Origin of the sequence: Pantoea sp. CFSAN033090 (assembly GCF_001264395.1) — a bacterium.
In the GTDB taxonomy this organism is placed as follows: Bacteria; Pseudomonadota; Gammaproteobacteria; order Enterobacterales; family Enterobacteriaceae; genus Pantoea; species Pantoea agglomerans.
Map to the genome: position 1 here is coordinate 95,593 of NZ_LGYX01000001.1, position 21,464 is coordinate 117,056.

29 protein-coding genes and 1 pseudogene are annotated in these 21,464 nt (G+C 54.0%); 27 read left to right on the forward strand and 3 right to left on the reverse strand.

What is annotated here, in order from left to right:
- Positions 1 to 11: 11 nt before the first annotated feature.
- The 5 genes from AFL22_RS00460 (at position 12) to AFL22_RS00480 (ending at position 4,688) form a co-directional block, all read left to right on the forward strand.
- A complete protein-coding gene (locus AFL22_RS00460) occupies positions 12 to 242 on the forward strand; it encodes a DUF2732 family protein (protein WP_052270550.1) in 231 nt (76 codons plus the stop codon).
- A complete protein-coding gene (locus AFL22_RS00465) occupies positions 242 to 466 on the forward strand; it encodes a TraR/DksA family transcriptional regulator (protein ID WP_052270551.1) in 225 nt (74 codons plus the stop codon). Before AFL22_RS00460 ends, AFL22_RS00465 begins: the two co-directional genes overlap by 1 nt.
- Positions 466 to 2,694 carry a replication endonuclease gene (locus AFL22_RS00470; protein ID WP_052270552.1) on the forward strand — a complete coding sequence of 743 codons (2,229 nt, stop codon included), beginning with the start codon at positions 466 to 468 and terminating at the stop codon, positions 2,692 to 2,694. Before AFL22_RS00465 ends, AFL22_RS00470 begins: the two co-directional genes overlap by 1 nt.
- Before the next feature lie 109 nt (positions 2,695 to 2,803).
- On the forward strand, positions 2,804 to 2,980 hold the full coding sequence (locus tag AFL22_RS24190; protein WP_052270553.1) for a hypothetical protein: 177 nt from the start codon (positions 2,804 to 2,806) through the stop codon (positions 2,978 to 2,980).
- 634 nt (positions 2,981 to 3,614) lie between these two features.
- The gene (locus AFL22_RS00480) at positions 3,615 to 4,688 is read left to right on the forward strand and encodes a hypothetical protein (RefSeq protein ID WP_052270554.1); all 1,074 of its coding nucleotides are present in this window, start codon (positions 3,615 to 3,617) and stop codon (positions 4,686 to 4,688) included.
- A gap of 43 nt (positions 4,689 to 4,731) precedes the next feature.
- Here AFL22_RS00480 and AFL22_RS00485 read toward each other — a convergent pair whose 3' ends face one another.
- Positions 4,732 to 5,763, reverse strand: coding sequence for a phage portal protein (locus tag AFL22_RS00485; protein ID WP_052270555.1), 1,032 nt, complete (start codon positions 5,761 to 5,763; stop codon positions 4,732 to 4,734).
- Entirely contained in the window at positions 5,763 to 7,526 is a 1,764-nt protein-coding gene (locus AFL22_RS00490) for a terminase ATPase subunit family protein (RefSeq protein ID WP_052270556.1), read from the reverse strand. Before AFL22_RS00490 ends, AFL22_RS00485 begins: the two co-directional genes overlap by 1 nt.
- A 144-nt stretch (positions 7,527 to 7,670) precedes the next feature.
- Here AFL22_RS00490 and AFL22_RS00495 point away from each other — a divergent pair, with 144 nt between their 5' ends.
- From AFL22_RS00495 to AFL22_RS24705, 19 genes and pseudogenes are all read left to right on the forward strand, one after another.
- A complete protein-coding gene (locus tag AFL22_RS00495) occupies positions 7,671 to 8,519 on the forward strand; it encodes a GPO family capsid scaffolding protein (RefSeq protein ID WP_052270557.1) in 849 nt (282 codons plus the stop codon).
- 52 nt (positions 8,520 to 8,571) lie between these two features.
- The gene (locus tag AFL22_RS00500; RefSeq protein ID WP_052270558.1) at positions 8,572 to 9,636 is read left to right on the forward strand and encodes a phage major capsid protein, P2 family; all 1,065 of its coding nucleotides are present in this window, start codon (positions 8,572 to 8,574) and stop codon (positions 9,634 to 9,636) included.
- 3 nt (positions 9,637 to 9,639) lie between these two features.
- The gene (locus AFL22_RS00505) at positions 9,640 to 10,308 is read left to right on the forward strand and encodes a terminase endonuclease subunit (protein ID WP_052270559.1); all 669 of its coding nucleotides are present in this window, start codon (positions 9,640 to 9,642) and stop codon (positions 10,306 to 10,308) included.
- 92 nt (positions 10,309 to 10,400) lie between these two features.
- On the forward strand, positions 10,401 to 10,871 hold the full coding sequence (locus tag AFL22_RS00510; RefSeq protein WP_052270560.1) for a head completion/stabilization protein: 471 nt from the start codon (positions 10,401 to 10,403) through the stop codon (positions 10,869 to 10,871).
- Entirely contained in the window at positions 10,871 to 11,074 is a 204-nt protein-coding gene (locus AFL22_RS00515) for a tail protein X (protein ID WP_052270561.1), read from the forward strand. Before AFL22_RS00510 ends, AFL22_RS00515 begins: the two co-directional genes overlap by 1 nt.
- A 2-nt stretch (positions 11,075 to 11,076) precedes the next feature.
- Positions 11,077 to 11,295 (forward strand): HP1 family phage holin, encoded by a 219-nt coding sequence (locus AFL22_RS00520; protein WP_010255079.1) that lies wholly within the window; start codon positions 11,077 to 11,079, stop codon positions 11,293 to 11,295.
- Positions 11,279 to 11,788, forward strand: coding sequence for a lysozyme (locus AFL22_RS00525; RefSeq protein WP_052270562.1), 510 nt, complete (start codon positions 11,279 to 11,281; stop codon positions 11,786 to 11,788). The genes AFL22_RS00520 and AFL22_RS00525 overlap by 17 nt, the downstream gene beginning before the upstream one ends.
- Positions 11,785 to 12,207: an Rz-like lysis system protein LysB gene (gene lysB, locus AFL22_RS00530; protein WP_052270563.1), complete on the forward strand. Its 423-nt coding sequence runs from the start codon at positions 11,785 to 11,787 to the stop codon at positions 12,205 to 12,207. The genes AFL22_RS00525 and lysB overlap by 4 nt, the downstream gene beginning before the upstream one ends.
- Positions 12,104 to 12,376: an Rz1-like lysis system protein LysC gene (gene lysC / locus AFL22_RS24340; protein ID WP_232526490.1), complete on the forward strand. Its 273-nt coding sequence runs from the start codon at positions 12,104 to 12,106 to the stop codon at positions 12,374 to 12,376. The genes lysB and lysC overlap by 104 nt, the downstream gene beginning before the upstream one ends.
- A complete protein-coding gene (locus AFL22_RS00535) occupies positions 12,309 to 12,776 on the forward strand; it encodes a phage tail protein (protein ID WP_052270564.1) in 468 nt (155 codons plus the stop codon). The genes lysC and AFL22_RS00535 overlap by 68 nt, the downstream gene beginning before the upstream one ends.
- Positions 12,773 to 13,225, forward strand: coding sequence for a phage virion morphogenesis protein (locus AFL22_RS00540; RefSeq protein ID WP_052270565.1), 453 nt, complete (start codon positions 12,773 to 12,775; stop codon positions 13,223 to 13,225). The genes AFL22_RS00535 and AFL22_RS00540 overlap by 4 nt, the downstream gene beginning before the upstream one ends.
- A 13-nt stretch (positions 13,226 to 13,238) precedes the next feature.
- A complete protein-coding gene (locus AFL22_RS00545; protein ID WP_052270566.1) occupies positions 13,239 to 14,033 on the forward strand; it encodes a hypothetical protein in 795 nt (264 codons plus the stop codon).
- A gap of 74 nt (positions 14,034 to 14,107) precedes the next feature.
- On the forward strand, positions 14,108 to 14,698 hold the full coding sequence (locus AFL22_RS00550) for a phage baseplate assembly protein V (protein ID WP_052270567.1): 591 nt from the start codon (positions 14,108 to 14,110) through the stop codon (positions 14,696 to 14,698).
- A complete protein-coding gene (locus AFL22_RS00555) occupies positions 14,695 to 15,045 on the forward strand; it encodes a GPW/gp25 family protein (protein WP_052270568.1) in 351 nt (116 codons plus the stop codon). Before AFL22_RS00550 ends, AFL22_RS00555 begins: the two co-directional genes overlap by 4 nt.
- A 4-nt stretch (positions 15,046 to 15,049) precedes the next feature.
- Complete coding sequence (locus tag AFL22_RS00560) at positions 15,050 to 15,958, forward strand: baseplate assembly protein (protein ID WP_052270569.1); 909 nt, start codon at positions 15,050 to 15,052, stop codon at positions 15,956 to 15,958.
- Positions 15,951 to 16,559, forward strand: coding sequence for a phage tail protein I (locus AFL22_RS00565; RefSeq protein WP_052270570.1), 609 nt, complete (start codon positions 15,951 to 15,953; stop codon positions 16,557 to 16,559). Before AFL22_RS00560 ends, AFL22_RS00565 begins: the two co-directional genes overlap by 8 nt.
- A complete protein-coding gene (locus AFL22_RS00570; RefSeq protein WP_052270571.1) occupies positions 16,556 to 17,695 on the forward strand; it encodes a phage tail protein in 1,140 nt (379 codons plus the stop codon). The genes AFL22_RS00565 and AFL22_RS00570 overlap by 4 nt, the downstream gene beginning before the upstream one ends.
- Positions 17,695 to 18,051, forward strand: a complete 357-nt coding sequence (locus tag AFL22_RS24700; protein ID WP_347230929.1) for a hypothetical protein — start codon at positions 17,695 to 17,697, stop codon at positions 18,049 to 18,051. The genes AFL22_RS00570 and AFL22_RS24700 overlap by 1 nt, the downstream gene beginning before the upstream one ends.
- 23 nt (positions 18,052 to 18,074) lie before the next feature.
- A pseudogene (locus AFL22_RS24705) lies at positions 18,075 to 18,284 on the forward strand (tail fiber assembly protein); the annotation flags it as partial.
- Between the two features lie 91 nt (positions 18,285 to 18,375).
- Here AFL22_RS24705 and AFL22_RS00580 read toward each other — a convergent pair.
- Complete coding sequence (locus AFL22_RS00580; protein ID WP_052270572.1) at positions 18,376 to 19,188, reverse strand: hypothetical protein; 813 nt, start codon at positions 19,186 to 19,188, stop codon at positions 18,376 to 18,378.
- A 227-nt stretch (positions 19,189 to 19,415) separates the two neighbouring features.
- On the opposite strand from AFL22_RS00580, the gene AFL22_RS00585 reads away from it, so the two are divergent.
- Genes AFL22_RS00585 through AFL22_RS00595 form a run of 3 tightly spaced genes read left to right on the forward strand, consistent with a single transcriptional unit; the run spans position 19,416 to position 21,462 of the window.
- Positions 19,416 to 20,585, forward strand: coding sequence for a phage tail sheath protein (locus tag AFL22_RS00585; RefSeq protein WP_052270573.1), 1,170 nt, complete (start codon positions 19,416 to 19,418; stop codon positions 20,583 to 20,585).
- A 12-nt stretch (positions 20,586 to 20,597) separates the two neighbouring features.
- The gene (locus AFL22_RS00590) at positions 20,598 to 21,107 is read left to right on the forward strand and encodes a phage major tail tube protein (protein ID WP_010246672.1); all 510 of its coding nucleotides are present in this window, start codon (positions 20,598 to 20,600) and stop codon (positions 21,105 to 21,107) included.
- Between the two features lie 58 nt (positions 21,108 to 21,165).
- Positions 21,166 to 21,462 (forward strand): phage tail assembly protein, encoded by a 297-nt coding sequence (locus tag AFL22_RS00595; RefSeq protein ID WP_052270574.1) that lies wholly within the window; start codon positions 21,166 to 21,168, stop codon positions 21,460 to 21,462.
- The last annotated feature ends 2 nt before the right edge of the window (positions 21,463 to 21,464 follow it).

Sequence of the window (21,464 nt, forward strand, 5' to 3'; positions counted from 1 at the left end):
AGGAAAATCACATGCTTAATAAATTATCTGGTACCACTAAGCCTGGTTCCTATATCGAACTCGATATGATGCTAAATGATGCGCGTCGTGAAGAACGCCGCGGTCGTGCTGACCTCATGATATTTCGCCTTAACATCCTGGCCTCGAAAATTCGCCGGGAAGAATTAACCTGTGTCGAAGCAGCAGAGCTACTTAGTCAGGAAGCGGAAAAAATCCAGGCACAGATTGAGGAGGCACACTAATGGCTGACTCAATGGACATTGTACAGCAGCGCACTGACGAAATGCTGGCTCGCAATATCGCCAACATCATCAATCGCGCGCCTGCGATAAGCGCCTCATTTTGTGAAGACTGTGATGCCCCAATTCCTGAAAAGCGCCGGCGCGCGTATCTGGGTGTAACTCGCTGTGTTTCCTGTCAGGAAAATGAAGAACATCGCAATAAACACCGGCAGGGTAATGCCTGATGCATGAGGAATTTGCTTACCCGTGGAATGCTCCACGGGAAGCCCTCGCCAGCCCGTACCCCACCTATGAGGAAATGCACAGCCGCAGTCAGACGATTGCGGCTTTAGTGCGTGCGCAGGAGCTACTTGAAAAGCAGCCGACGGTGATACAGCTCGACGTTAAACGCCGCGTTAGTGATCTTGAAAAGACACAGGGAACAGCCCGCGCCAATGCGTACTTAACCAAAACATTTGTTGAGCGCACATTGCCACGCGTTGAAACCGTTAACGCTCAATATCGGGTCGGCGTAATGAAGGGGAGCACATTAAATTTACTCGGGGGTAACGCAACTGAGCGTGAAAACACGGCTGTAGCAGGTGGTCAGCTTTTCAATCTAATGCGCCGCTTCAACCGACTGCCTGACATGGCGCGCGCCGACGTCGATGTACTGGCCGGGGATGTCGCTAATTTCATCCTCGCCGAGCTGGTACAGGCACACGCGCAGGCCAGCGACGAGTCAGATTACAAATACACGCACCGCGTTTATATGACCGCCGCCACCATCACCCGCGAGCTGAACCAGACGCCGCCATTATGGGATAAAGTCACGTCACGGCTGTTTGACCCGGAGGAAGTTATCCCGGCGATCATGCGTATGCAGACGGAAAAATGGTGGAAAGGCCGACTGCGCCGCGTGGCCGCATCATGGCGTGAACATCTTCAGATTGCCCTGACTAACGTCAGTAAAAAGCACACCCCCTACGCCAGCAGCATGACCGTTTCAGAGTGGCGCGAGCAGAAGCGCCGCACCCGTGAATTTTTGAAGGGAATGGAGCTGGAAGACGAAGAAGGCAACCGCATCAACCTGATCGAGAAATACGACGGCAGCGTGGCCAATCCGGCGATTCGACGCTGCGAGCTGATGACCCGTATTCGTGGCTTTGAAAACATCTGCAATGAAATGGGCTTTATAGGCGAGTTCTACACGCTAACCGCCCCGGCGCGCTATCACGCCACAATTAAAACCGGGCATCGTAACCGCAAATGGAACGGTGCCAACCCGGCCGACACGCAGCGTTATCTCTGCAGTGTCTGGCAGAAAATCCGCGCCAAGCTGCACCGCGAAGAAATCCGCATCTTCGGGATCCGCGTTGCTGAGCCTCATCATGATGCGACCCCGCACTGGCACATGCTCATGTTTATGCGCCCGGAGCAGGCTGAGCGCGTGCGCGAGATTGTGCGCGATTACGCCTGGCAGGAAGACGGCAGCGAGCTCACAACTGACAAGGCCCGTAAGGCCCGCTTTCACGCCGAGGCTATCGACCCGGAGAAAGGCAGCGCAACGGGTTACGTAGCTAAATACATTTCCAAAAATATCGATGGTTATGCGCTGGATGGCGAGACAGACGACGAGAGCGGCAAAGATCTGAAAGAAACCGCCTCGGCTGTTTCCGCTTGGGCGGCACGCTGGCATATCCGGCAATTCCAGTTTGTGGGCGGCGCGCCGGTCACGGTTTACCGCGAACTGCGCCGCATGGCTGACAGCGAAACCGCGCACGGACTTAGCGTCGAGTTTGCGGCCGCGCATGACGCAGCTGATGCGGGAGACTGGGCAGGATACGTTAACGCGCAGGGTGGCCCGTTCGTGCGCCGTGACGAGCTGGCCGTGCGCACATGGTATCAGGCAAGCGAAGACGTGAATGAGTACGGCGAGGAAACCGTGCGTATTAAGGGCATTTATGCAACTGAAGTTGGCGACGACACGCCGATCTTAACCCGCCTGATGCAGTGGAAGATTGTTCCGAAACGTGCCGTTGATTTGGGTTTTGAATTTAAGGACGCGTCCGCGTCCTCTCGGAGTTCTGTCAATAACTGTACGGAGCCAACAGGCTCTGAAGCAGCTATCGATTTCACAAAGCCCCCTACTCGCGCCGAGCGAAGAAGGATTATTAAGCGATTAAGAGAAAATCCAGCGCAGCAGCAACCTGAGCCGGACAGATACCCACCTGAAGTGAGTCATTGCACAGAACGGGAGGCGTTGAAAAAGAGTTTCTTCGAGATCTCTAGGTTAACACTGTCCGACGGCGAAGCTGTGCGCATGATGAAAGGCTATACAATCAGGGTTGGAGAGCTTTCTTACTGGAGCGGTACAAGCGGCTATCTGTTCCATAGACGGAACAAGAATCCTGCTCCCTTAAAAAGATTTAATGCTCTTGCGAAAAAAAGCGGCATACCTGTGCCTGATTAATAAAACGGCAGTCGGACTAATCTGAGCCGCACGATTCTTTACGATTCCAAAACGCCATGATACTGTTTATACATACAGTATATTTTGACTAGAAGGAGTTAATCATTTGATGGACATAGATAATCTAAGCGAGACGGTTGCACGCATCCAGTTCATTGCTGACGTATCACTGATCGCACACTGCAAAGAAGATGAATTAAAAATGGCACTGTCGATGATCAGCGACATGGCAGGGACAATCGACACATCTGTTTTCGAAGCTGCCATATACCGCCAGGCTGAATGATTAATTGCCCCTTCCCTACCGTTCACTAGCCACCTTTCAGGTGGCTTTTTGCTTCTGCATCAAAGTGCATATGCTTGCATGAATCCGCATGATCCAAATTGGATCGCTAAGCGTGTGTGAGGCCGGTGCTGGCGCGTTCAGAGGTAACACATGCACCTGCATGAAAAGCGATGCATAAAGCGGGCAGGCGTGGCGGGGATAGCATTGCGCGCGGGGGGACAAACATGTATGTGCAGGCTGCGCCTGTCGGGTGGAGGCGCACATCATTGTAGCAAACGTCAGGAAGGGGGGAGCGTAAATGCAGGAAAACGCGTCAGAGCATGTCAGGCTGGGTGTGATTTGGCTAAGAGAAATCATTGGGAGTTTTAGTGAGAGGGACACTCTTAAGCGCATTACATTAGGCGCAGATTTCCTGTGAATCTTCTTCCATCGATTTTATAGCGTAGTGGCATTGGTTTGTAATGACGCACCCGCGTCATCAGTTTAGGCATGAGGTAAGAACAGAATTTACTTTTGCCATACTAAATGGGATATTAAAAAGACCAAGCTAAATCCGCCCAATATTATTTTCGCAAAATAATTGTTTTTCAATAAAAACTCTATTTCATTCAATTAGATAACAAGGAAGGTAAATATGAAAGATGAAGAATACCCATATGCAATAGTAATCGCAGTTTACCCAACATTCCGCCACTTTTTCGGAGACTGGGTTTTACACGAATATCGAAGTGAGCATAGCGGCCCATTCCAATGGAGAAAAAGAATCGATGTGGTCGATGGGTTCAAAAGAATAATTTGCTTTAGCGATTTTGATGAGGCTAAAGAAAGGGCTGAGTCTTTAAACCTTGAACTACAAGTCGCAATTGCAAATTCTGATGAAGTTAATGAAGTAAAAAACTCGCTATATATTAAAGCAGAAAAGGCTATTAAAGCCAAGTCTCGCCTGCAGAAGGAAGAAAAATTAATGCTCAATGAGGCTATAAAAATAACTTCTGAAATACCTAGACCATCAAGAGAAGAAATAAAATTATCAGAATACTATGCAAGGATGCCGCATGAAGGAGTGCTTAATGAGTTGATGGAAGAAATCAATCAGAACCCCTTAATAAAAGTTGCGCATTTAAAAAACAGTCGGGTAGTTTTGGGTAAATCTTCTCATTCATCTCATGAGAATCATTGGCAAGGTATGTATGCATACAGAGAGAAAGCAACTCAAGTTGCTTACAGAGAGAAGATCGCTAGTGCATTTGGATTCTCAGGAAAAGACCACTGGGGAAAAGTTAAGTCTGAAATCAGAATAATGCTTTTACCAAGAGCGAACGAACTACTGCAACTTGCTAGTGTTAAGAGAATGCTCTCTGAGGCGAAACTAAGAGGGCAAAAAGCATTAATGGCTGGAAGCTATGTTTTTTGGTATGAGGAGGAGGGAGGTATAGGCTGGATAGTCAAAGCATCCAACAATACTGAATCGAATAAAAGTGCAGAAACACTTTGGCATGAGGGTACTATACTTTCTAAAAATCATGGAAGAATAGTTGTTTTCCCTTACGTTAAGGAAAATGGAGACAAAGTTCAAGGCCATACAAAAAATGCTCCCCATGATGGAAAGGCCAAGCCTAGACACCCTAGTGAATATTTAGAGCTCCCTTTTGATGTAATTGATGAGGATTTAATGATAGGTCTTTTTGGTGAGTTGAATTACGATTGACATTAATGGCTGCCAAAGGAAAAACAATTCCTTTGGCTTTATTTTATGGAAGCTCGTAAGGTGTGAACGAAATTACTTCTTGCCCCACCCATTCATTTAATTCTTTCATTCGTTCCTGTAATGGTGTCAGCTCGTTACGAACAAATACCTGAGACGCTTTCACCGCGTCGCCGAACCCGCCGGAGTTGTCCGGGATAATCCCCATCATCTGCGGTGGCACGCGGTGCGCGCTTAACAGGTCATCGCGGCTGGCCTTCTTGATATTAAAGAAATCGTCTTTCGTCGCCACCTCGCTAAGCGGCAAAATCTTGATGCCGTCCGGCTTACCGTTCGGTGCGTACATAAACAGGTTACGGAAGTTGCCGATCCCTTTCGTGTCGCGCATCGCCTGGCGCATCCGGTCAACGTCGCTGCTGCTCTGCGCCGCGTCGGTCATGTACAGGATGTAACCGGCGTGCGCGCCGTTCTGATAATACTTGCGGCGGAACAGCGTAGCCGCCTCATTCAGCCAGGCGGAGTTGAGCGCGCTGAGGTATTCCGGCAGGCCGTAAAGCTCCTGATTAATATCCGGCTCCAGCAGGTGAAACACGCTGCCGGCCGAAAATTCATGCGGCTCTTTCCAGTCATTTACAAACCAGTAAGCGCCATCCTTCACGCCCCTGCGGGTGAATTTGGCCGGGGTGGTTTCAAGGCGCAGCGGCCTGCCCAGGCCGTTGCGGCGCAGCTCGGCAAAGGCGTTGCCGAAGACCAGATAATCCAGTGCAAACTTACTGAACTCCTGCTGACTCATCATCGGATGTGGAATAAACGTTGAGGCCAGAATGTTGCGCTTCACGTAAATCGGCGAGCTGTGATGCACGGCCGAGCGCAGGCTCTTAGCCAGCCCGCTAAAGCTGACCGGCGGCTCAAACCAGCGCCCGTTACCGATGCACTCGGCGTAATCCAGAATGTCGCGCTTATCCATGACCGGTGTCGGATCGCCAAAGGTAAACGCCTCGGCGTGCTGCTGCGGTGCGGTTGCCTGTACAGGCTGCGCGGTGGCGGTGTGAGCCTTGCGGCCTCTGCGTTTGCTCATCAGTAAAATTCCAGAATTGAGGGATTAGCGCCGCCGCTGGCTGCGGTAAGCGGTTCGTTTAACAGTGCGTGCATGATGGCCCAGGCGACGTCAGCATGGCTGGCCTCTTCGCTGCGGCTCGCCTCATAGGTTGAGCGGTTGCCGCTGGCCGTCATGGTTTTACGGATAGCCATAAACGACTGCGTGATATCCGTCGCCCCGGCGTCATACTCAAGCCGCCCGCTGCTGATGGTGTCTTTTGCCTTCAGCACCATTGCGGTTTTCACTTCCGGTGAGTATTTGATTTCCCGTGCGGCTGGGTAAAACTGGCGTACCAGCTGGAAAACACCCTGACCGATGCCGGTTGCATCCACGCCGATATATTCGACGGTGTATTTTTTGGTTAAGTCCTCGATAGATTTCGCCTGCGCGGCAAAGTCCATGCCCCGCCACTGGTGACGCTCCAGCACGCGGAACTTTCCGCCCGCTACGAGCGGCGGCGCGATAACCGCACAGCCTGCGCTGTCGCCGGTGTGCGACGGGTCATAGCCGATCCAGACCGGCCGGTATGCAAACGGGCGCGGCAGGTACGGGTTAAAATCTTCCCACTCTTCCAGGCTGTCGATCATGCAGCTCTGCAGCTCGGCAAACGGGAACACGCTCGCGGCGTCGTCGACAAACTCACACATCAGTAGGTTCTGATATTCCGCCGGGCTGTATTCAAGCTGCAGCTGGTCAATGTCGAACAGGTTGCAGCCGCCGGTCAGCGCATCCTCAACAGTCACAATCTGCCGCCACTGCCCGTCGCCGCACAGCGCGCCTTTCGCCAGGTGCGAGTGCGACAGGTCTATCTCGATGCGATCATCTTTGCTGCGCCGCCCCTTGTTAAACAGCTCGCCTGACCAGAACGGATAAGCGCTGTGTGACAGGGCCGACGGCGTGGAAAAGTAGGTGGTGCGCCATTTCTTGTGCAGCGACATGCCGCTGGCAACTTTGCGCAGCTCCTGAAATTTCGGGATCCAGAAATATTCGTCCAGATAGAGGTTGCCGGTGTAGCTCTGCGCGGTACGCACGTTCGTGCCGAGAAATATCAGGCGTGCGCCGTTCGGCAGCACGATGGGATCGCCTTTCAGGTCAACGTCAGCCTGGCGGGCAAAGTCGATGATGTAGTTTTTAAAGACGTGCGCCTGCGCTTTGCTGGCTGAAAGAAAAATCTGATTACGGCCGGTGGTCAGCGCATCGATCAGCGCCTCGCGGGCAAAGTAGAACGTTGCACCAATCTGGCGCGACTTCAGTATATTGCGGATGCGGTGAGTCAGCCCGGCTTTATGCCAGTTGAGCTGATACTCAAAGCAGTTATCCATAAACACGCCGGTCAGCTTGTCTACCTGTTCCTCGCTGAACTCATTTTTAACAACCGGCTGGCGCTCGCCTTTGTTGCGGTTGCGCACGTTGGGGTTTAAGTCGGCCTCGTTGCCGCTGCTGCGGTAGCGCTCAACGCGGGCAAGGCGCTCAATCTGACGGCCGAGCGCGTCTATCTCTTTGTAATCACCATTGCCCTTTACCTCTTTCATAATGAGCTGAATCAGCCGGGCTTCCATACTGGATTCAACGCGACTGATGGGCGCGACGTTGTCCCACGCGTCGCGCAGCTTCCAGCTCTGCACGGTTGGCGTTTTCTGTCCGAGCGTCTCCGCAATCTGGCGCACGGAATAACCCTGCCAGTAAAGCAGCGCGGCCTGACGGCGCGGATCGCTGATGATGGTTGTCGGTGTCATGTTCATACCGGCAAGGCTACCGGTGCCGAAAATAGCGCGCCTGCTGTCCCTGTTTGCTGATGCATCAGCGGGCTGGCATTCGTTGAGGGATTGTGTGGCGACGGGGAAACTGGCCCCGAACCAACCCAACATCTGACCGGAGCCTGATTAATGGCAGCAATCAAATCAAAGCGTTTTCGTATCGCAGTTGAAGGCGCAACTACAGACGGCCGCGCAATTCCGCGTGAGCACATCGCGCAAATGGCGAAAAACTATGACCCGACGATGTACGGGGCGCGAATTGACCTTGAGCACATCAAAGGCATCACGCCTGACAGCCCGTTTCGCCGTTTTGGTGACGTGGTGGCGCTGTCAGCTGAAGAAATTGCTGACGGGCCGCTAAAAGGCAAGCTGGCGCTGCTCGGGGATATCGATCCAACAGATGAGCTGGTTGCTATGACAAAGGCACGCCAGAAAATTTATACGTCAATTCAGTACAACCCCAAGTTCGCGGATACCGGTGAGGCATATCTGATCGGCCTGGCTGTTACCGACAATCCTGCCAGCCTCGGCACGGAAATCCTGAGCTTCAGCGCCTCGGCGACCGTTAACCCGCTGGAATCCCGCAAGCAGCATAAAGACAACCTTTTCAGCGCCGCTGAAGAAACTGTCATTGAGTTTGAAGAAGTGGCCGAGCCGTCGCCGCCCCTTCTGACGCGTATCACCGCCATGTTTACCGGCCAGAAAAAGGCAAGTGGCGAGCAGTTCGCCGACGTCAGCGCGGCGGTAACGGCCGTCGCTGAGCAGGTACAGCTGAACGCGGAGAGCCAGACGCAGGAGCTGTCGGCGCTGGAGCAATCCGTCACCGCACGTCTGGAGGCTATCGAGCAGCAGGCCGGGGAAGACCGCGCCGCTTTCGCTGCGCTGCAGGGCCAGCTTTCGCAGACCGACGGCAGCTTTACCCGCCGCCCGGCGGCAACCGGCAGCGATCCGAAGTCCGGCGCGCAGACCGACTGCTAATCAGGCGTTGCCTGAACGTTAAAACCCAACAAAGATATAAACAGGAACGCCAATGCGTAAGAATACCCGCTTCAAGTTTAACCAGTTCATGTCCCGCCTCGCCGAGCTGAACGGCGTCGAAACCGACGACATGAACAAAAAGTTTACCGTTGAGCCGACGGTCACGCAGACCCTGATGAACCGCGTGCAGGAGTCTTCCGACTTCCTGACCCGCGTCAACATCGTGCCGGTGTCCGAAATGAAGGGCGAGAAAATCGGGATCGGCGTGTCCGGCTCAATTGCCAGCGTGACCGACACGGCAGGCGGCGACGAGCGCGAAACCGCTGACTTTGCCGCGCTGGATAAGCGGGGTTATGAGTGTGTACAGGTCAACTACGACTTTCACATCCGATATAACACCCTCGACCTGTGGGCGCGATATGAAGATTTCCAGGCCCGCCTGCGTGACGCCATCGTGAAGCGCCAGGCGCTTGACCGCATCATGATCGGCTTCAACGGCGTGACCCGCGCCAAAACCTCTGACCGTGCGAAGTTCCCGATGCTGCAGGACGTGGCCGTTGGCTGGCTGCAGAAGTACCGCAACGATGCGCCGGAGCGCGTGCTGAGCAAAATCACCGACGAAGCCGGTGCCGTGGTGTCTGCGAAAATCCGCATCGGTAAAAGTGGCGACTATGCCAACCTTGACGCGCTGGTTATGGATGCCACCAACACCCTGATCGAACCGTGGTATCAGGAAGACCCTGAGCTGGTTGTGATCTGCGGCCGCCAGCTGCTGGCTGACAAATATTTCCCGATCGTCAACCAGTCGCAGGCCAATACCGAGCAGCTGGCAGCCGACCTCATCGTCAGCCAGAAACGCATCGGCAACCTGCCAGCTATCCGCGTGCCGTACTTCCCGGCTAACGCGCTGATGATCACCCGTCTGGATAACCTGTCAATTTACTTTCAGGAAGGCACGCACCGCCGCCTGATTGATGAAGTGCCGAAGCGCGACCGCATCGAGAACTATGAGTCCATCAACGAGGACTACGTGATCGAGGATTACGCGGCCGGTTGCCTGGTTGAAAACATCGAAGTCGGTGAGTTCAGCGCGGCAGCAGAAACCCCGGAGGCGTAACGCATGTTAAGCCCTGCCCGACGTCACCGCATGCGCCAGCAGGCTATCGAAGCCTCGCAGAGTGCCGACAACCCGCTGCGCCACGCCAGCGGCTATGAGCAGATGCTCATCAAGCTCAACGACGACAAGCGCCGCCTGAAGAAAGTGCACTCTAACGAGCGCAAGGCGGAAATGAAGCGTCAGCTGTTGCCTGAGTACCTGCCGTGGGTGTCCGGCGTGCTGGAGAAAGGCAAAGGCGCACAGGATGCCGTGCTGATGACCGTCATGATCTGGCGGCTCGATGCGGGCGACGTGCCCGGCGCGCTGGAGATTGCCCGGTACGCGCTGACGCATGGTCTTGTGTCGCCTGACGGCTTCAAGCGCGCCAGCCTGCCCTATCTGCTGGCCGAGGAAGTCGCCAGCGCGGCAACGCGCGCCTGGACGGCAAAAGCGCCGGTCGATGTTGACCCGCTGCTGACAACCATTGCGATGACGGAATCTGAAGACATGCCCGATCAGGTGCGCGCCAAGCTGCACAAGATAACCGGGTATGTGCTTCGCGATGCGGGCAGGGCTTCGGAGGCGATGACCCACCTTGTAAGGGCGCATCAGCTGCACGACGGCTGCGGCGTCAAAAAAGACATTGAGCGGCTGGGAACGGCGATGAAAAAACAGGCCATCGCCAGCCGCTGACCGAACGCGACCCCGCGCACGGGCGGCAGGACGGCAACGCACTTTCAGTGTCTGCGCCGTCCTCCACCGCCCACCTATTTCAAAGGCCGATTATGAATAACACATTTGTTATCCCCGCCCCGCGACCGGCAGACGCTGCCGAGCCGCCAGTAAAGAATACGTTTTTCTGGCCTGACGTTGACCTGCAGCAGCTGCGCGATTCGCTGCGCTATGAGGGAACGGTCACGGCGCAGCGCCTGCGCCTTGCCGTGAAAACGGCGATTTCAGAGGTAAACGCCGAGCTGTACGACTGGCGCGCCGTGCAGATTGCGGCGGGCTTTAAGGCGCTGGCCGACGTGCCTGCGGAATCGCTGGACGGCGAGAGCGAAAAGATTACGGCCTACCTTGCCGCCGTCAGTGCGCTGACCGCCGCCACCATCGTTGAGCGTTATCGCGGCTATGACGCCAGCGGCACGAAAAAGGCGGACGAAATCGAGGCGAGCGCCGACGAGTACTGGCGCGACGCGCGATTCAGTATCAGCCGCATCGCCGGTAAGCCTGGCTGCATTGTGGATCTGCTCTGATGAACATTTACGCGCAACAGGGCGATACCGTTGATGAAATCTGTCAGCGCTATTACGGGCGAACCGGTCAGGCCGTCGAGCTGGTTTATGCGGCTAATCCGGGCCTCGCCGAAAGCGGGCCGGTGCTGCCACACGGCTGCGAGGTGACGCTGCCTGATCTGCCTGAATCTTCAGCAGGTGAAACCGTCAACCTGTGGGACTAAAAATGGAAAAAATCAGCTCTGTGATCAACTACCTGATTGGCCTCATCCTGATGTGGTTCGGCCGTCATACGCCACAGGATATCGCCTTTATGGTCGGTTCCGGCGTGGCCGTTATCACGCTCATTACTAACGTGGCGACGTTCTTTATCAACTGGCATTACCGCCGTAAAACCTACGAGCTGCAGCGCCTGCGGGGGGTGAGCCTTGAGCCAGACCGTTAAACGCTGCGCCGTGGTGGCCGTGCTGGCAATTGCCGCGCTGCTGCCACAGTTCAAAACCCTGAAAACGTCCGAGGCCGGACTTGCGCTTATCGCCAACGCCGAGGGGTGCCGCACCTCGCCCTATCAGTGCAGCGCCGGAGTCTGGACTAACGGCATTGGTCACACAGAGGGCGTAACTCCGCAAAGCCAGATCAGCGAGCGACAGGCGGCGGTCAATCTTGTGTATGACGTGATGCGCGTCGAGCGCGGGATCGATGCCTGTATGCGCAGCGATATGCCACAGCCGGTCTATGACACGGCCGTGTCATTCGCCTTTAACGTCGGCGTGCGCGCGGCCTGCAGCTCGACCTTTGCCCGGTATATCCGGCTGCAGCACTGGCTTGATGCCTGTAACGAGCTGCGGCGCTGGGTGTTTGTTAAGGGCGTAAAAAATCGCGGGCTGGAAAACCGCCGCGCAAATGAGACAGCCTACTGCCTGCGGGGTGTGTCATGACGCGCCTGATAGCTCTGCTTCTGGCCGTGGCTCTGCTGGCGCTGGGCGTAACCGGCTGGCAGTGGAAAGAAGCCAAAGACGATCTGACCAGCGCACAGCGCATTATCGGCACGCTGTCAGCCGGTATCGAGAGCCGCGACAGGGCAATAGCCCGGCTGGATGCCGATGTGAGGGCCAGCCAGAAGCGTGAGGCCGAGCTGCGGCTGATGCAGGGGCGCGCCAGCACGGCCGCGCTTAACCGTGAAATGACCATACAGAGAGAAACCGATGCAAATCCGATACTGCGTGACTGGTCTGCTGCTGCTTTGCCTGACGATGTTATCCGGCTGCACGCCCGCCCGGCCTTCGCCAGCGCCAGAGATTATCTGGATTGGGTGTCCGCGCGTGACAAGCTGCCCGGTGCCGGGAAACAGCCTTAAAACTGCTGGCGATCTGGCGGCTGACAATCGTCAGCTTGAGGCCGCACTCGCCGCCTGCGGGCTACAGGTCGAAATAATCAAAGACTGCCAGGAACAACACGATGCTGAAACCACAACAACTGCGCCAGGCGCTGACCGACAGCGTGCCGGAGCTGCAGCGAAACCCTGACGCACTGAACGTGTTTATCGACAGCGGGCGCATCGTCTCGACGCTTGCCAGCTCGCTGTCGTTTGAATACCAGTACCGGCTTAACATGGTCATTACCGACTACGCCGGTAACATCGACCTGCTGATCGTGCCGCTGCTTGCCTGGCTGCGAACGAATGAACCCGACATTATGGCAACCGAGGAAAAGCGCCGGACGGGCTTTACCTTTCAGGCGGATGTTATCAGCGACACGGCCAGCGATATCAGCATTGAGCTGCAGCTGAGCGAGCGCGTGATCGTGAAGCAGGCCGACGACGGGCTGCACGTGACCCACGTCGGCGAGAACCCGCTGCCGGAGAATGACGCCCGACCTGTGCAGCTTTATGTTCACGGCGAGCTGGTTAGCGAGTTGCAGACATGAGCGAGTTGCAGCTTGTAAATGACCGCATGGAGGCGCTTATCAGCAGCCTGTCAGCCCCGGCGCGCAAAGAAATGGCGCGCAGCATTGGGCGCAAGCTGCGCGCGAGTCAGCATCAGAACATCAAGCGCCAGCAGGCACCTGACGGCACGCCCTTTAAAGCCCGTAAAACGCAGCCGGTGCGCAGCAAAAAGGGCCGCATAAAGCGCGAGATGTTTGCAAAGCTGCGCACCGCTAAGTACATGAAGACGCAGGCCAGCCCGAATGAAGCCGTGATCGAGTTTGCGGGCAACGTGCAGCGCATGGCCCGCGTGCATCATTTCGGCCTGCGCGACCGGCCATCGCGTAAAGGCAAAGAAGTGCAGTATGAAGCCCGCCCCCTGCTCGGGATAAGCGAAAAAGATTTAGATATAATCGAAGCTGCCGTGTTAAATTACTTAGTTAATATTTAAAGGAGGCACATTAATGGAAAGTAATAAAATAAAAACAGTAACTCTGTATTTTGGATTAATATTCATCTCACTGGGTGTTGTTGCATGCCTCTTTGGAAATGTAGCGGGCGGCAGCGTAGTTATAATCACTGGCTTGGCTCTAATGCTTCTAAGTCAATTTCAACTAGAATCAATAAAAATGCTAGGGCTAGAAGCTAAGCTGATTAGCACCATTAATGATGCCGAAAAAGTCTTGGAGAAGCTAAAGAAAATCTCACTGCCAATTTCCGAAATTGCCTTAGCAACTGCTGCAAAGTCAGGGAGGGTTGGTTCTGCCACTCCGTCAAAAGATATGATGGAATATGTCATGACCATTGAAGAGCAATTAAAAGGTATGGGGATTAAAGAAAGTGAGTTAACAGCCATCAAAAAGCCTTGGATTCGAACAGCATCTTACGATTTATCATCTCGGCTACAACAAAGATTCTTGCTTTATTATGATTTTTTATCTGATAAAGAAAGCGAAGCGATTTCAACCTTAAATGATGGAAACGAAAACGACAGATTAAAAAAAGATGAAATGCTTCTTAAAATAAAATCATTAGAAGCAGAAAAGAAAGCTGCACAGAGCTTACTGTCTTTCGATACTGTTATTAGTTATGTCGATGAACTGATATCATTTATTAATAGATCTAAAGCTTTGAGCGAATCACAGCAAAAGGCATTTATAGCAAACAACCTTGAAGCCATAAACGATATTAATCACCTTATTAATACGGGACAAATCCGCCGACCAAATCATCCTGACAGTTTCCCCATCAAGGATTAATTCACTTTGTTTGCTGTTCTCTGAACAAACTCCTAATCTTTGCCTCTTCAGCCGTAAGAAAGCACTCTTACGGCATGAACGAACAAATCGCAGAAATCCAGCGCCTGCTGCGCAACTTAATCCGCATCGGAACCGTGTCTGCCGTCAATCTTGACGGCGGGCTATGCCGTGTCGATACAGGAAAAAACACAACCAACTGGCTCCACTGGCTGAGCGCCCGCGCGGGTAAAACCCGCTCCTGGAATGCGCCGTCAGTGGGTGAGCAGGTGCTTGTTCTGTGCCTCGGCGGCGAACTCGATACCGGCTTTGTGCTGCCGGGTATTTTCTCCGATGACAACCCGGCTCCGTCTGCCTCGGCCGATGCGCTGCACTGGTCATTTCCTGACGGCGCGGTGATCGAGTACGAGCCGGAAACCGGCGCGCTGAACGCAACCGGCATACAGACAGCAACCATCAAAGCGGCGGTAAAAATCCTGTTCGACTCGCCAGAAGTAGAATGCACAACGCTGCTCAAAACTGCGCAACTGGAAGTCACAAAGGGCGCAACGATGAAAGGCAACGTTACGCATAGCGGTGGCAAGTTGAGTTCTAACGGTGTCGTCGTGGATGACCACGATCATGGCGGCGTGCAGCGCGGTGGTAGCAGAACGGATGGCCCACAATGACGACCACAAAATATATCGGCATGAGCCGGGAAACAGGCGGCACGCTGACCGACCTCGATCACATCCGGCAATCCGTGCGTGACATTCTGCTGACCCCTGTCGGCACCAGAGTGATGCGTCGCCAGTATGGTTCGCTTTTATCCGCCCTGATTGACCAGCCGCAAAACGAGGCGCTGCGCCTGCAGATTATGTCGGCCTGCTATATGGCGATCCTGAAATGGGAGCCGCGCGTAAAGTTGACTGCCATCAGCTTTGAGTCGGATATCAACGGCGCAATGGTGGTTGAGCTGTCCGGCAACCGCACCGACAACGCGCAGCCTTTTTCCTTAACCGTTCCTGTGAGCTGAGACTATGGCAACTATCGACCTGAGCCAGTTGCCCGCGCCAGATGTGGTGGAGTCGCTGGACTATGAAACCCTGCTGGCCGAGCGAAAGGCTACGCTGATTTCCCTTTACCCTGCTGACCAGCAGGACGCCGTCGCCCGCACGCTGACGCTGGAGTCAGAACCTATCGTTAAGCTGCTGCAGGAAAATGCCTATCGTGAGCTGATCCTGCGCCAGCGCATCAACGAGGCGGCAAAGGCCGTCATGGTTGCGTATGCGCTGGACGGCGACCTTGACCAGCTCGGCGTAAACAATGGCGTACCCCGCCTGATCATTACCCCGGCCGACGATACAACCATTCCGCCAACCCCCGCAGTGATGGAAAGTAACGATGATTTCCGGCTGCGCATCGCCTCCGCCTTTGAAGGGCTGAGCGTGGCCGGGCCAACCGGCGCTTATGAGTACCATGCCAGAAGTGCTGACGGCCGGGTAGCCGATGCATCAGCCATCAGCCCGTCGCCTTCAGTGGTCACGGTGACAGTGCTCGCGCGTGAGGGCAACGGCGTGGCCGGTGATGATCTGCTGGCCGTGGTGAATACAGCGCTCAATGATGAGGACGTGCGCCCGGTTGCCGACCGGGTGAGCGTGCAGTCAGCAAAGATTGTGGAATACGAAATCGTGGCCGAGCTGTACCTCTATCCGGGGCCGGAAGCGGAGCCAATCCGCGCCGCCTCAGAGGCAAAGCTCGCAGCCTTTGTCAGCGCGCAGAAGCGCCTCGGCCGCGACATTCGCCTGTCTGCGCTGTATGCCGCTATGCACGTTGAGGGCGTGCAGCGCGTCAATCTGATTAAGCCTGCTGCAGATGTGGTACTTGATAAAACACAGGCCGCTTACTGCACAGGCTACACGCTGACTGTGGGAGGCTCGGATGAGTGAGCGCCTGCTGCCGACCGGCTCGACACCCCTTGAGATTGCTGCTGCCGAGGCGCTGGCAAGTCCAGGCGCGATGAGCGTGCCGCTGCGCCAGTTATGGAATCCGTACACATGCCCGGTGGAGCTTTTGCCCTATCTGGCGTGGGCGTGGTCAGTTGACCGCTGGGATTCAGCCTGGCCTGAATCGACAAAGCGAGCCGTTGTTGCCGCCTCGCAGTACGTGCACCGGCACAAGGGCACTATCGGGGCAATCCGCCGCGTCGTTGAGCCGCTGGGCTATCTCATCAAGATAATTGAGTGGTGGAAAACCAACGAATCGCCAGGCACGTTCCGGCTGGACGTGGGCGTACTGGATACCGGCATTACCGAGGAAATGTATAACGAGCTGGAGCGCCTGATAGCTGACGCCAAGCCCTGCAGCCGTCACCTTATCGGCCTGTCTATTAATCTCGATGCTAACGGCACTCTGCCGGTCGCCGTTGCCAGCTACAGCGGCGACGAGCTGACTGTTTACCCTTACACCCCTGAACTTATCAGCGTCGTCGGGCCGGTCTATTCTGGCGCGGCGGTGCATCTTATTGACCTGACGGAAGTGAGCGCATGACGACAAAATATTTTGCCCTGCTGACCAATCAGGGCGCGGCTAAGCTGGCGAACGCCGCCGCACTCGGCACGAAAGTGAACATCGCCTCTATGGGTGTCGGCGATGGTGGCGGCACGCTGCCGACGCCTGACGCGGCGCAGACTAAGCTCATCGGCGAGAAGCGTCGCGCGCAGCTTAATTCCCTGACCGTTGACGCGGCAAACAGCAGCCAGATTATCGCCGAGCAGATTATCCCAGAGAATGAGGGCGGTTTCTGGATCCGCGAAATCGGCCTGTATGATGCCGACGGCGTACTGATTGCCGTTGCTAACTGCCCGGAAACCTATAAGCCGCAACTGGCTGAAGGCAGCGGCCGGACGCAGACCGTGCGCATGATTTTAATCGTGAACAGCACGACGGCAGTGACGCTGAAAATTGATCCGTCAGTCGTGCTGGCGACGCGCAAGTATGTTGATGACGCTGTGATCGAGGTGAAAGCATACGCTGACAGCGTAATGAAAAAGCATACTGACGCTGATAATCCACACAGCCAGTACCTGCAGATCGCAAATGCCCTGGCAGAAATCAAGGACGCCGGGCTGATTGCAGACCTTCTCAAAAACCTCGGTTTAGGAGAAGGTGCGCCCGTTATCGGTTCACCTTTCCCATGGCCTCACGCAAAAATGCCTAATGAACTTTTTCCCTCAATGGCGGGCATGGTCTTTCTGAAAAGTAACGGGGCGAGTTTTAGCGGCACGCTATACCCAAAACTGGCGCTGGTTTATCCGGTACTGAAGTTGAATGATCTACGTGGTGAGTTTATTCGTGGCTGGGATGACGGGCGAGGCGTGGATACAGGCCGCGCTTTGGGTTCCGCGCAGTTATCAACTGGCCTGCGAACGGCAGCGGTGGATTACCCCGGTATTGATGCAACAACATCAGGCGCAACTATAGGCACGGCATTTAACCAGCCTGATTCAGTCACAAAGATTCAGCCCGGAGATGCGAAAGCACCTGATAACGGTGTTTTGGGCGCGGTACTCAGTGACAATTCAATTCAGGCTACTCAATTGCAGTCTGGCATACAGGGCGGTTCTGCATGGATTACAACGCGCCCGCGTAACGTCGCGTTTAACTACATCGTGAGGGCTGCATAATGGCCAAGGTAACGCTTGATAAAAATGGCCTGGCTAAGTCGGCCGGCACACTGACTATATATAATTTTGATGCGGTAACCGGTGAGTTTACCGGCTCAAGCAATGAGTTTCTGGCGCAGGGTGTCGGCCTGCCTGCTAACGCATGTATCACAGCACCACCCGATGCTGAGGCCGGGCACGTAATGCTTTACCGTGATGAAAGCTGGCTGGCCGTTGCCGATCATCGCGGAAAAACGGTTTATTCAGTCGCAGACGGCGCAGCAATGCTGATTAACGCGCTGGGCGATTATCCGGCAGACACTACGCTACTTAAACCGGCACCGCCTGGGATAAATGGGATGGCACGAAATGGGTAAAAGACGCAGAGGCTGAACGTGAAGCAAAGATAATCGCCGTTGAGAAAGAAAGAAGTACCCGTATTGCAGAAGCTAACTCCGTAAGCGCAGCCTGGCAGGCGCAGTTGCTGCTGGGAATTATTTCAGAGGATGATAAGGAAAGACTGACGGCATGGATGGCTTATGTACAGAAAATCCAGCGTGTAGATGTACTTTCCACACCTTATGTCACTTGGCCAGACCGTCCTGTCTAAAATATGACAAGGTGCAGAAAGTAGCTTTTGCACCTTGCTATCTTAAAAATATTTTATCTGTAAATACAACCCCCTTTTTATATTTAGCTAATCAAAATGAAAGGGATAGGTTTTCATTTTTCACAATAACCCTTTTTTTATTAATGACTAGCAATGAAGTAGCACCTACCCCAGTAAAAAGAGCATCTCCCGTAAAGTAGTTTTGATCCTGATTGGCCGTCAAATGTCTGGCCATTTTCAAATCATCCCCCTGTAACATTACAGTTATATTTGACTTTCTCACTCCTATAAAGGTCATGCCAGCATCACTTAGCACTGGAGCCATGCCAGACAGCAAGAAAAATAAAAAAAATGCTATGCCACAAATTAATGCTGCCATTTTATTTTTTTTCTTCTTCTCTATTCTTTTATCAAAATAAATACTTGGAACAATCGTCATTAAGGAGGCTGTCATAATTACTGACAAAAAAACTGATAAGACATCGATATGCCTTGACCTTACAATTGTAAATAAAGCTATGATTGCTATAACAGATATTATGGCATGCGCCCAAGCGGGTTCGTAAATTTTCATTCTTCTCGCCATTCTCTTTGTTCCTTTAAAGGAGTGAAGTACCTTTGAACTTTTATTTACTTTGGCAAAAAATAAAGCAATCCTTATAAATGCAGCAGACACAATGACGGACATTGAATACCAGCAAAGGATAAAAAAACCCAAAATGAGTGAGAATGATGTTATAACCATCAGGAAAAAAATCGCATCCGATAACGTCAATCCGGTGGGGAAGAATTGTATTCTCATGCAATAGAACATAAAAACAACAACTCCTGCACCAGTCAGGCACAAGTAAATATTTTTTACGACCTCCATCTTTAAAGCACTTCTTAACGAAATCAACTTCATCTCCTTTATCTTATGAAAGAATAATAAAAAATTTACCTAAGCGTTTGAATAGCGAACCTACCCGTAATAATTCATATTATAGGTAAAAGTCTCCTCCGGTACATAGCATCCGAAAGGCAGCGCCAGATTATTAATTCTGTCTGCTGACTGACCAGCAAACCCTCATCAGATGCACTGCTAAACCTGACCTGACACCCTAAGCACACCCACAAAATGGAGTGCATCAGATGTCTGATTATCATCATGGTGTCCGCGTAGTCGAAGTTAACGACGGCACGCGCACCATTACAACCGTATCAACCGCAATCGTGGGCATGGTCTGCACTGCGCAGGATGCGGACGCGGCAACCTTCCCGCTTAATACGCCGGTACTTATCACCAACGTGCAGGCAGCTGTCGGCAAAGCAGGTAAAGAAGGCACGCTCGCCGCTGCGCTGCAGGCTATTGCCGATCAGTCAAAACCCGTGACCGTCGTCGTGCGCGTGGCTGAAGGTGCCGACGAAGCCGAAACCACGTCAAATATCATCGGCGGCACGGATGAAAACGGCCAGTATACCGGTATGAAAGCGCTGCTCGCCGCGCAGACTCAGCTCGATGTTAAGCCGCGCATTCTCGGCGTGCCGGGGCTGGACTCACTGGCAGTGGCGACCGCGCTTGCCAGCATCGCGCAGCAGCTGCGCGCCTTTGCCTACGTCTCAGCGTGGGAATGTAAAACCATTTCCGAAGCCCGCCTGTATCGCCAGAACTTCAGCCAGCGTGAATTGATGGTTATCTGGCCTGATTTCCTTGCGTGGAACACCGCGACCAGTAAATCCGACACGGCCTATGCCACTGCCCGCGCGCTGGGCCTGCGCGCCAAAATCGACAATGACACCGGCTGGCATAAAACCCTGTCTAACGTCGGCGTTAACGGCGTGACCGGCATTTCCGCATCAGTGTTCTGGGATTTGCAGCAGACCGGAACCGACGCCGACATGCTCAACGAGGCCGACGTCACCACGCTGATCCGTAAAGACGGTTTCCGCTTCTGGGGCAACCGCACCTGCAGTGACGATCCGCTGTTCCAGTTTGAGAACTACACCCGCACCGCGCAGGTGCTGGCTGACACGATGGCCGAGGCGCATATGTGGGCGGTTGATAAACCGCTAACGCCAGTTCTCGTTAAGGAAATTATTGCGGGCATTAATGCCAAGTTCCGCGAGCTGGTTAACGCCGGTTATCTGCTGGGTGCATCTGCCTGGTATGACGAAAGCGCCAACGATAAAGACACCCTGAAGGCGGGCAAGCTCTTTATCGATTACGACTATACGCCGGTTCCGCCGCTGGAAGACCTGACGCTGCGCCAGCGCATCACCGACACCTATCTGGCGAACTTCGCCGCATCCGTAAACAGCTGAGGAGCCGGATAAATGGCACTGCCACGCAAACTGAAGGGCATGAACCTTTTTAATAACGCCAACAGCTATCAGGGCGTCGTCACCGCCGTGACCCTGCCGAAGCTGGCGCGCAAGCTCGACCCGTTCCGCGCAGGCGGCATGAGCGGCGCGGCCTTTATCGATAACGGCCTGGAAGATGACGCGCTCGATGTTGAATGGAGCATCGGCGGCATTGATGAGCTGGTTCTCACGCAATGGGGCGCGTCTGACATTCCCCTGCGCTTTACCGGCTCTTACCAGCGCGACGATACCGGCGAGGAAATCGCGGTAGAGATTGAGGTGCGCGGTAAGCATCAGTCGTTTGATTTTGGCGAAGCCAAACAGGGTGAAGATACCGAAACCAAAATCACCTCCAAAAACACCTATTACAAGCTGACCTTTAACGGCAAAGAGCTGATCGAAATCGACACCATCAACATGGTGGAGAAGGTCAACGGTGTTGACCGTCTTGAGCAGCGCCGTAAAAACCTCGGCCTGGTATAAACCCTGACGCCAGCGCACGGCGCTGGCTTTAACTGACTACAGTGAACAGAGAATAATCATGGAAAAGAAAGATAACGTTGTTGAGTTTGAAACCCCGCTGATGCGCGGCGAAACCGAAATCAAAAGCGTGGAGCTGATTAAGCCGAATGCCGGAAGCCTGCGCGGCGTTCGCCTGGCTGATCTGTGCCAGTCGGATGTTGACTCACTCCTGACAGTGCTGCCCCGCATTACCCTGCCAGCACTGACAAAGGCCGAATGTAACGCCCTTGATCCGGTTGACCTGATTGCGCTGGGCGGCAAGGTGATTGGTTTTTTGCAGTCGAAGTCGGACGAATCGACTGGCCGCACGGCCTGACG

Coding starts and splice junctions, on each gene's coding strand:
- AFL22_RS00460 (WP_052270550.1), top strand. CDS start 12: ATGCTTAATAAATTATCTGGTACCACTAAGCCTGGTTCCTATATCGAA.
- AFL22_RS00465 (WP_052270551.1), top strand. CDS start 242: ATGGCTGACTCAATGGACATTGTACAGCAGCGCACTGACGAAATGCTG.
- AFL22_RS00470 (WP_052270552.1), top strand. CDS start 466: ATGCATGAGGAATTTGCTTACCCGTGGAATGCTCCACGGGAAGCCCTC.
- AFL22_RS24190 (WP_052270553.1), top strand. CDS start 2,804: ATGGACATAGATAATCTAAGCGAGACGGTTGCACGCATCCAGTTCATT.
- AFL22_RS00480 (WP_052270554.1), top strand. CDS start 3,615: ATGAAAGATGAAGAATACCCATATGCAATAGTAATCGCAGTTTACCCA.
- AFL22_RS00485 (WP_052270555.1), bottom strand. CDS start 5,763: ATGAGCAAACGCAGAGGCCGCAAGGCTCACACCGCCACCGCGCAGCCT.
- AFL22_RS00490 (WP_052270556.1), bottom strand. CDS start 7,526: ATGAACATGACACCGACAACCATCATCAGCGATCCGCGCCGTCAGGCC.
- AFL22_RS00495 (WP_052270557.1), top strand. CDS start 7,671: ATGGCAGCAATCAAATCAAAGCGTTTTCGTATCGCAGTTGAAGGCGCA.
- AFL22_RS00500 (WP_052270558.1), top strand. CDS start 8,572: ATGCGTAAGAATACCCGCTTCAAGTTTAACCAGTTCATGTCCCGCCTC.
- AFL22_RS00505 (WP_052270559.1), top strand. CDS start 9,640: ATGTTAAGCCCTGCCCGACGTCACCGCATGCGCCAGCAGGCTATCGAA.
- AFL22_RS00510 (WP_052270560.1), top strand. CDS start 10,401: ATGAATAACACATTTGTTATCCCCGCCCCGCGACCGGCAGACGCTGCC.
- AFL22_RS00515 (WP_052270561.1), top strand. CDS start 10,871: ATGAACATTTACGCGCAACAGGGCGATACCGTTGATGAAATCTGTCAG.
- AFL22_RS00520 (WP_010255079.1), top strand. CDS start 11,077: ATGGAAAAAATCAGCTCTGTGATCAACTACCTGATTGGCCTCATCCTG.
- lysB (WP_052270563.1), top strand. CDS start 11,785: ATGACGCGCCTGATAGCTCTGCTTCTGGCCGTGGCTCTGCTGGCGCTG.
- lysC (WP_232526490.1), top strand. CDS start 12,104: ATGTTATCCGGCTGCACGCCCGCCCGGCCTTCGCCAGCGCCAGAGATT.
- AFL22_RS00535 (WP_052270564.1), top strand. CDS start 12,309: ATGCTGAAACCACAACAACTGCGCCAGGCGCTGACCGACAGCGTGCCG.
- AFL22_RS00540 (WP_052270565.1), top strand. CDS start 12,773: ATGAGCGAGTTGCAGCTTGTAAATGACCGCATGGAGGCGCTTATCAGC.
- AFL22_RS00545 (WP_052270566.1), top strand. CDS start 13,239: ATGGAAAGTAATAAAATAAAAACAGTAACTCTGTATTTTGGATTAATA.
- AFL22_RS00550 (WP_052270567.1), top strand. CDS start 14,108: ATGAACGAACAAATCGCAGAAATCCAGCGCCTGCTGCGCAACTTAATC.
- AFL22_RS00555 (WP_052270568.1), top strand. CDS start 14,695: ATGACGACCACAAAATATATCGGCATGAGCCGGGAAACAGGCGGCACG.
- AFL22_RS00560 (WP_052270569.1), top strand. CDS start 15,050: ATGGCAACTATCGACCTGAGCCAGTTGCCCGCGCCAGATGTGGTGGAG.
- AFL22_RS00565 (WP_052270570.1), top strand. CDS start 15,951: ATGAGTGAGCGCCTGCTGCCGACCGGCTCGACACCCCTTGAGATTGCT.
- AFL22_RS00570 (WP_052270571.1), top strand. CDS start 16,556: ATGACGACAAAATATTTTGCCCTGCTGACCAATCAGGGCGCGGCTAAG.
- AFL22_RS24700 (WP_347230929.1), top strand. CDS start 17,695: ATGGCCAAGGTAACGCTTGATAAAAATGGCCTGGCTAAGTCGGCCGGC.
- AFL22_RS00580 (WP_052270572.1), bottom strand. CDS start 19,188: ATGAAGTTGATTTCGTTAAGAAGTGCTTTAAAGATGGAGGTCGTAAAA.
- AFL22_RS00585 (WP_052270573.1), top strand. CDS start 19,416: ATGTCTGATTATCATCATGGTGTCCGCGTAGTCGAAGTTAACGACGGC.
- AFL22_RS00590 (WP_010246672.1), top strand. CDS start 20,598: ATGGCACTGCCACGCAAACTGAAGGGCATGAACCTTTTTAATAACGCC.
- AFL22_RS00595 (WP_052270574.1), top strand. CDS start 21,166: ATGGAAAAGAAAGATAACGTTGTTGAGTTTGAAACCCCGCTGATGCGC.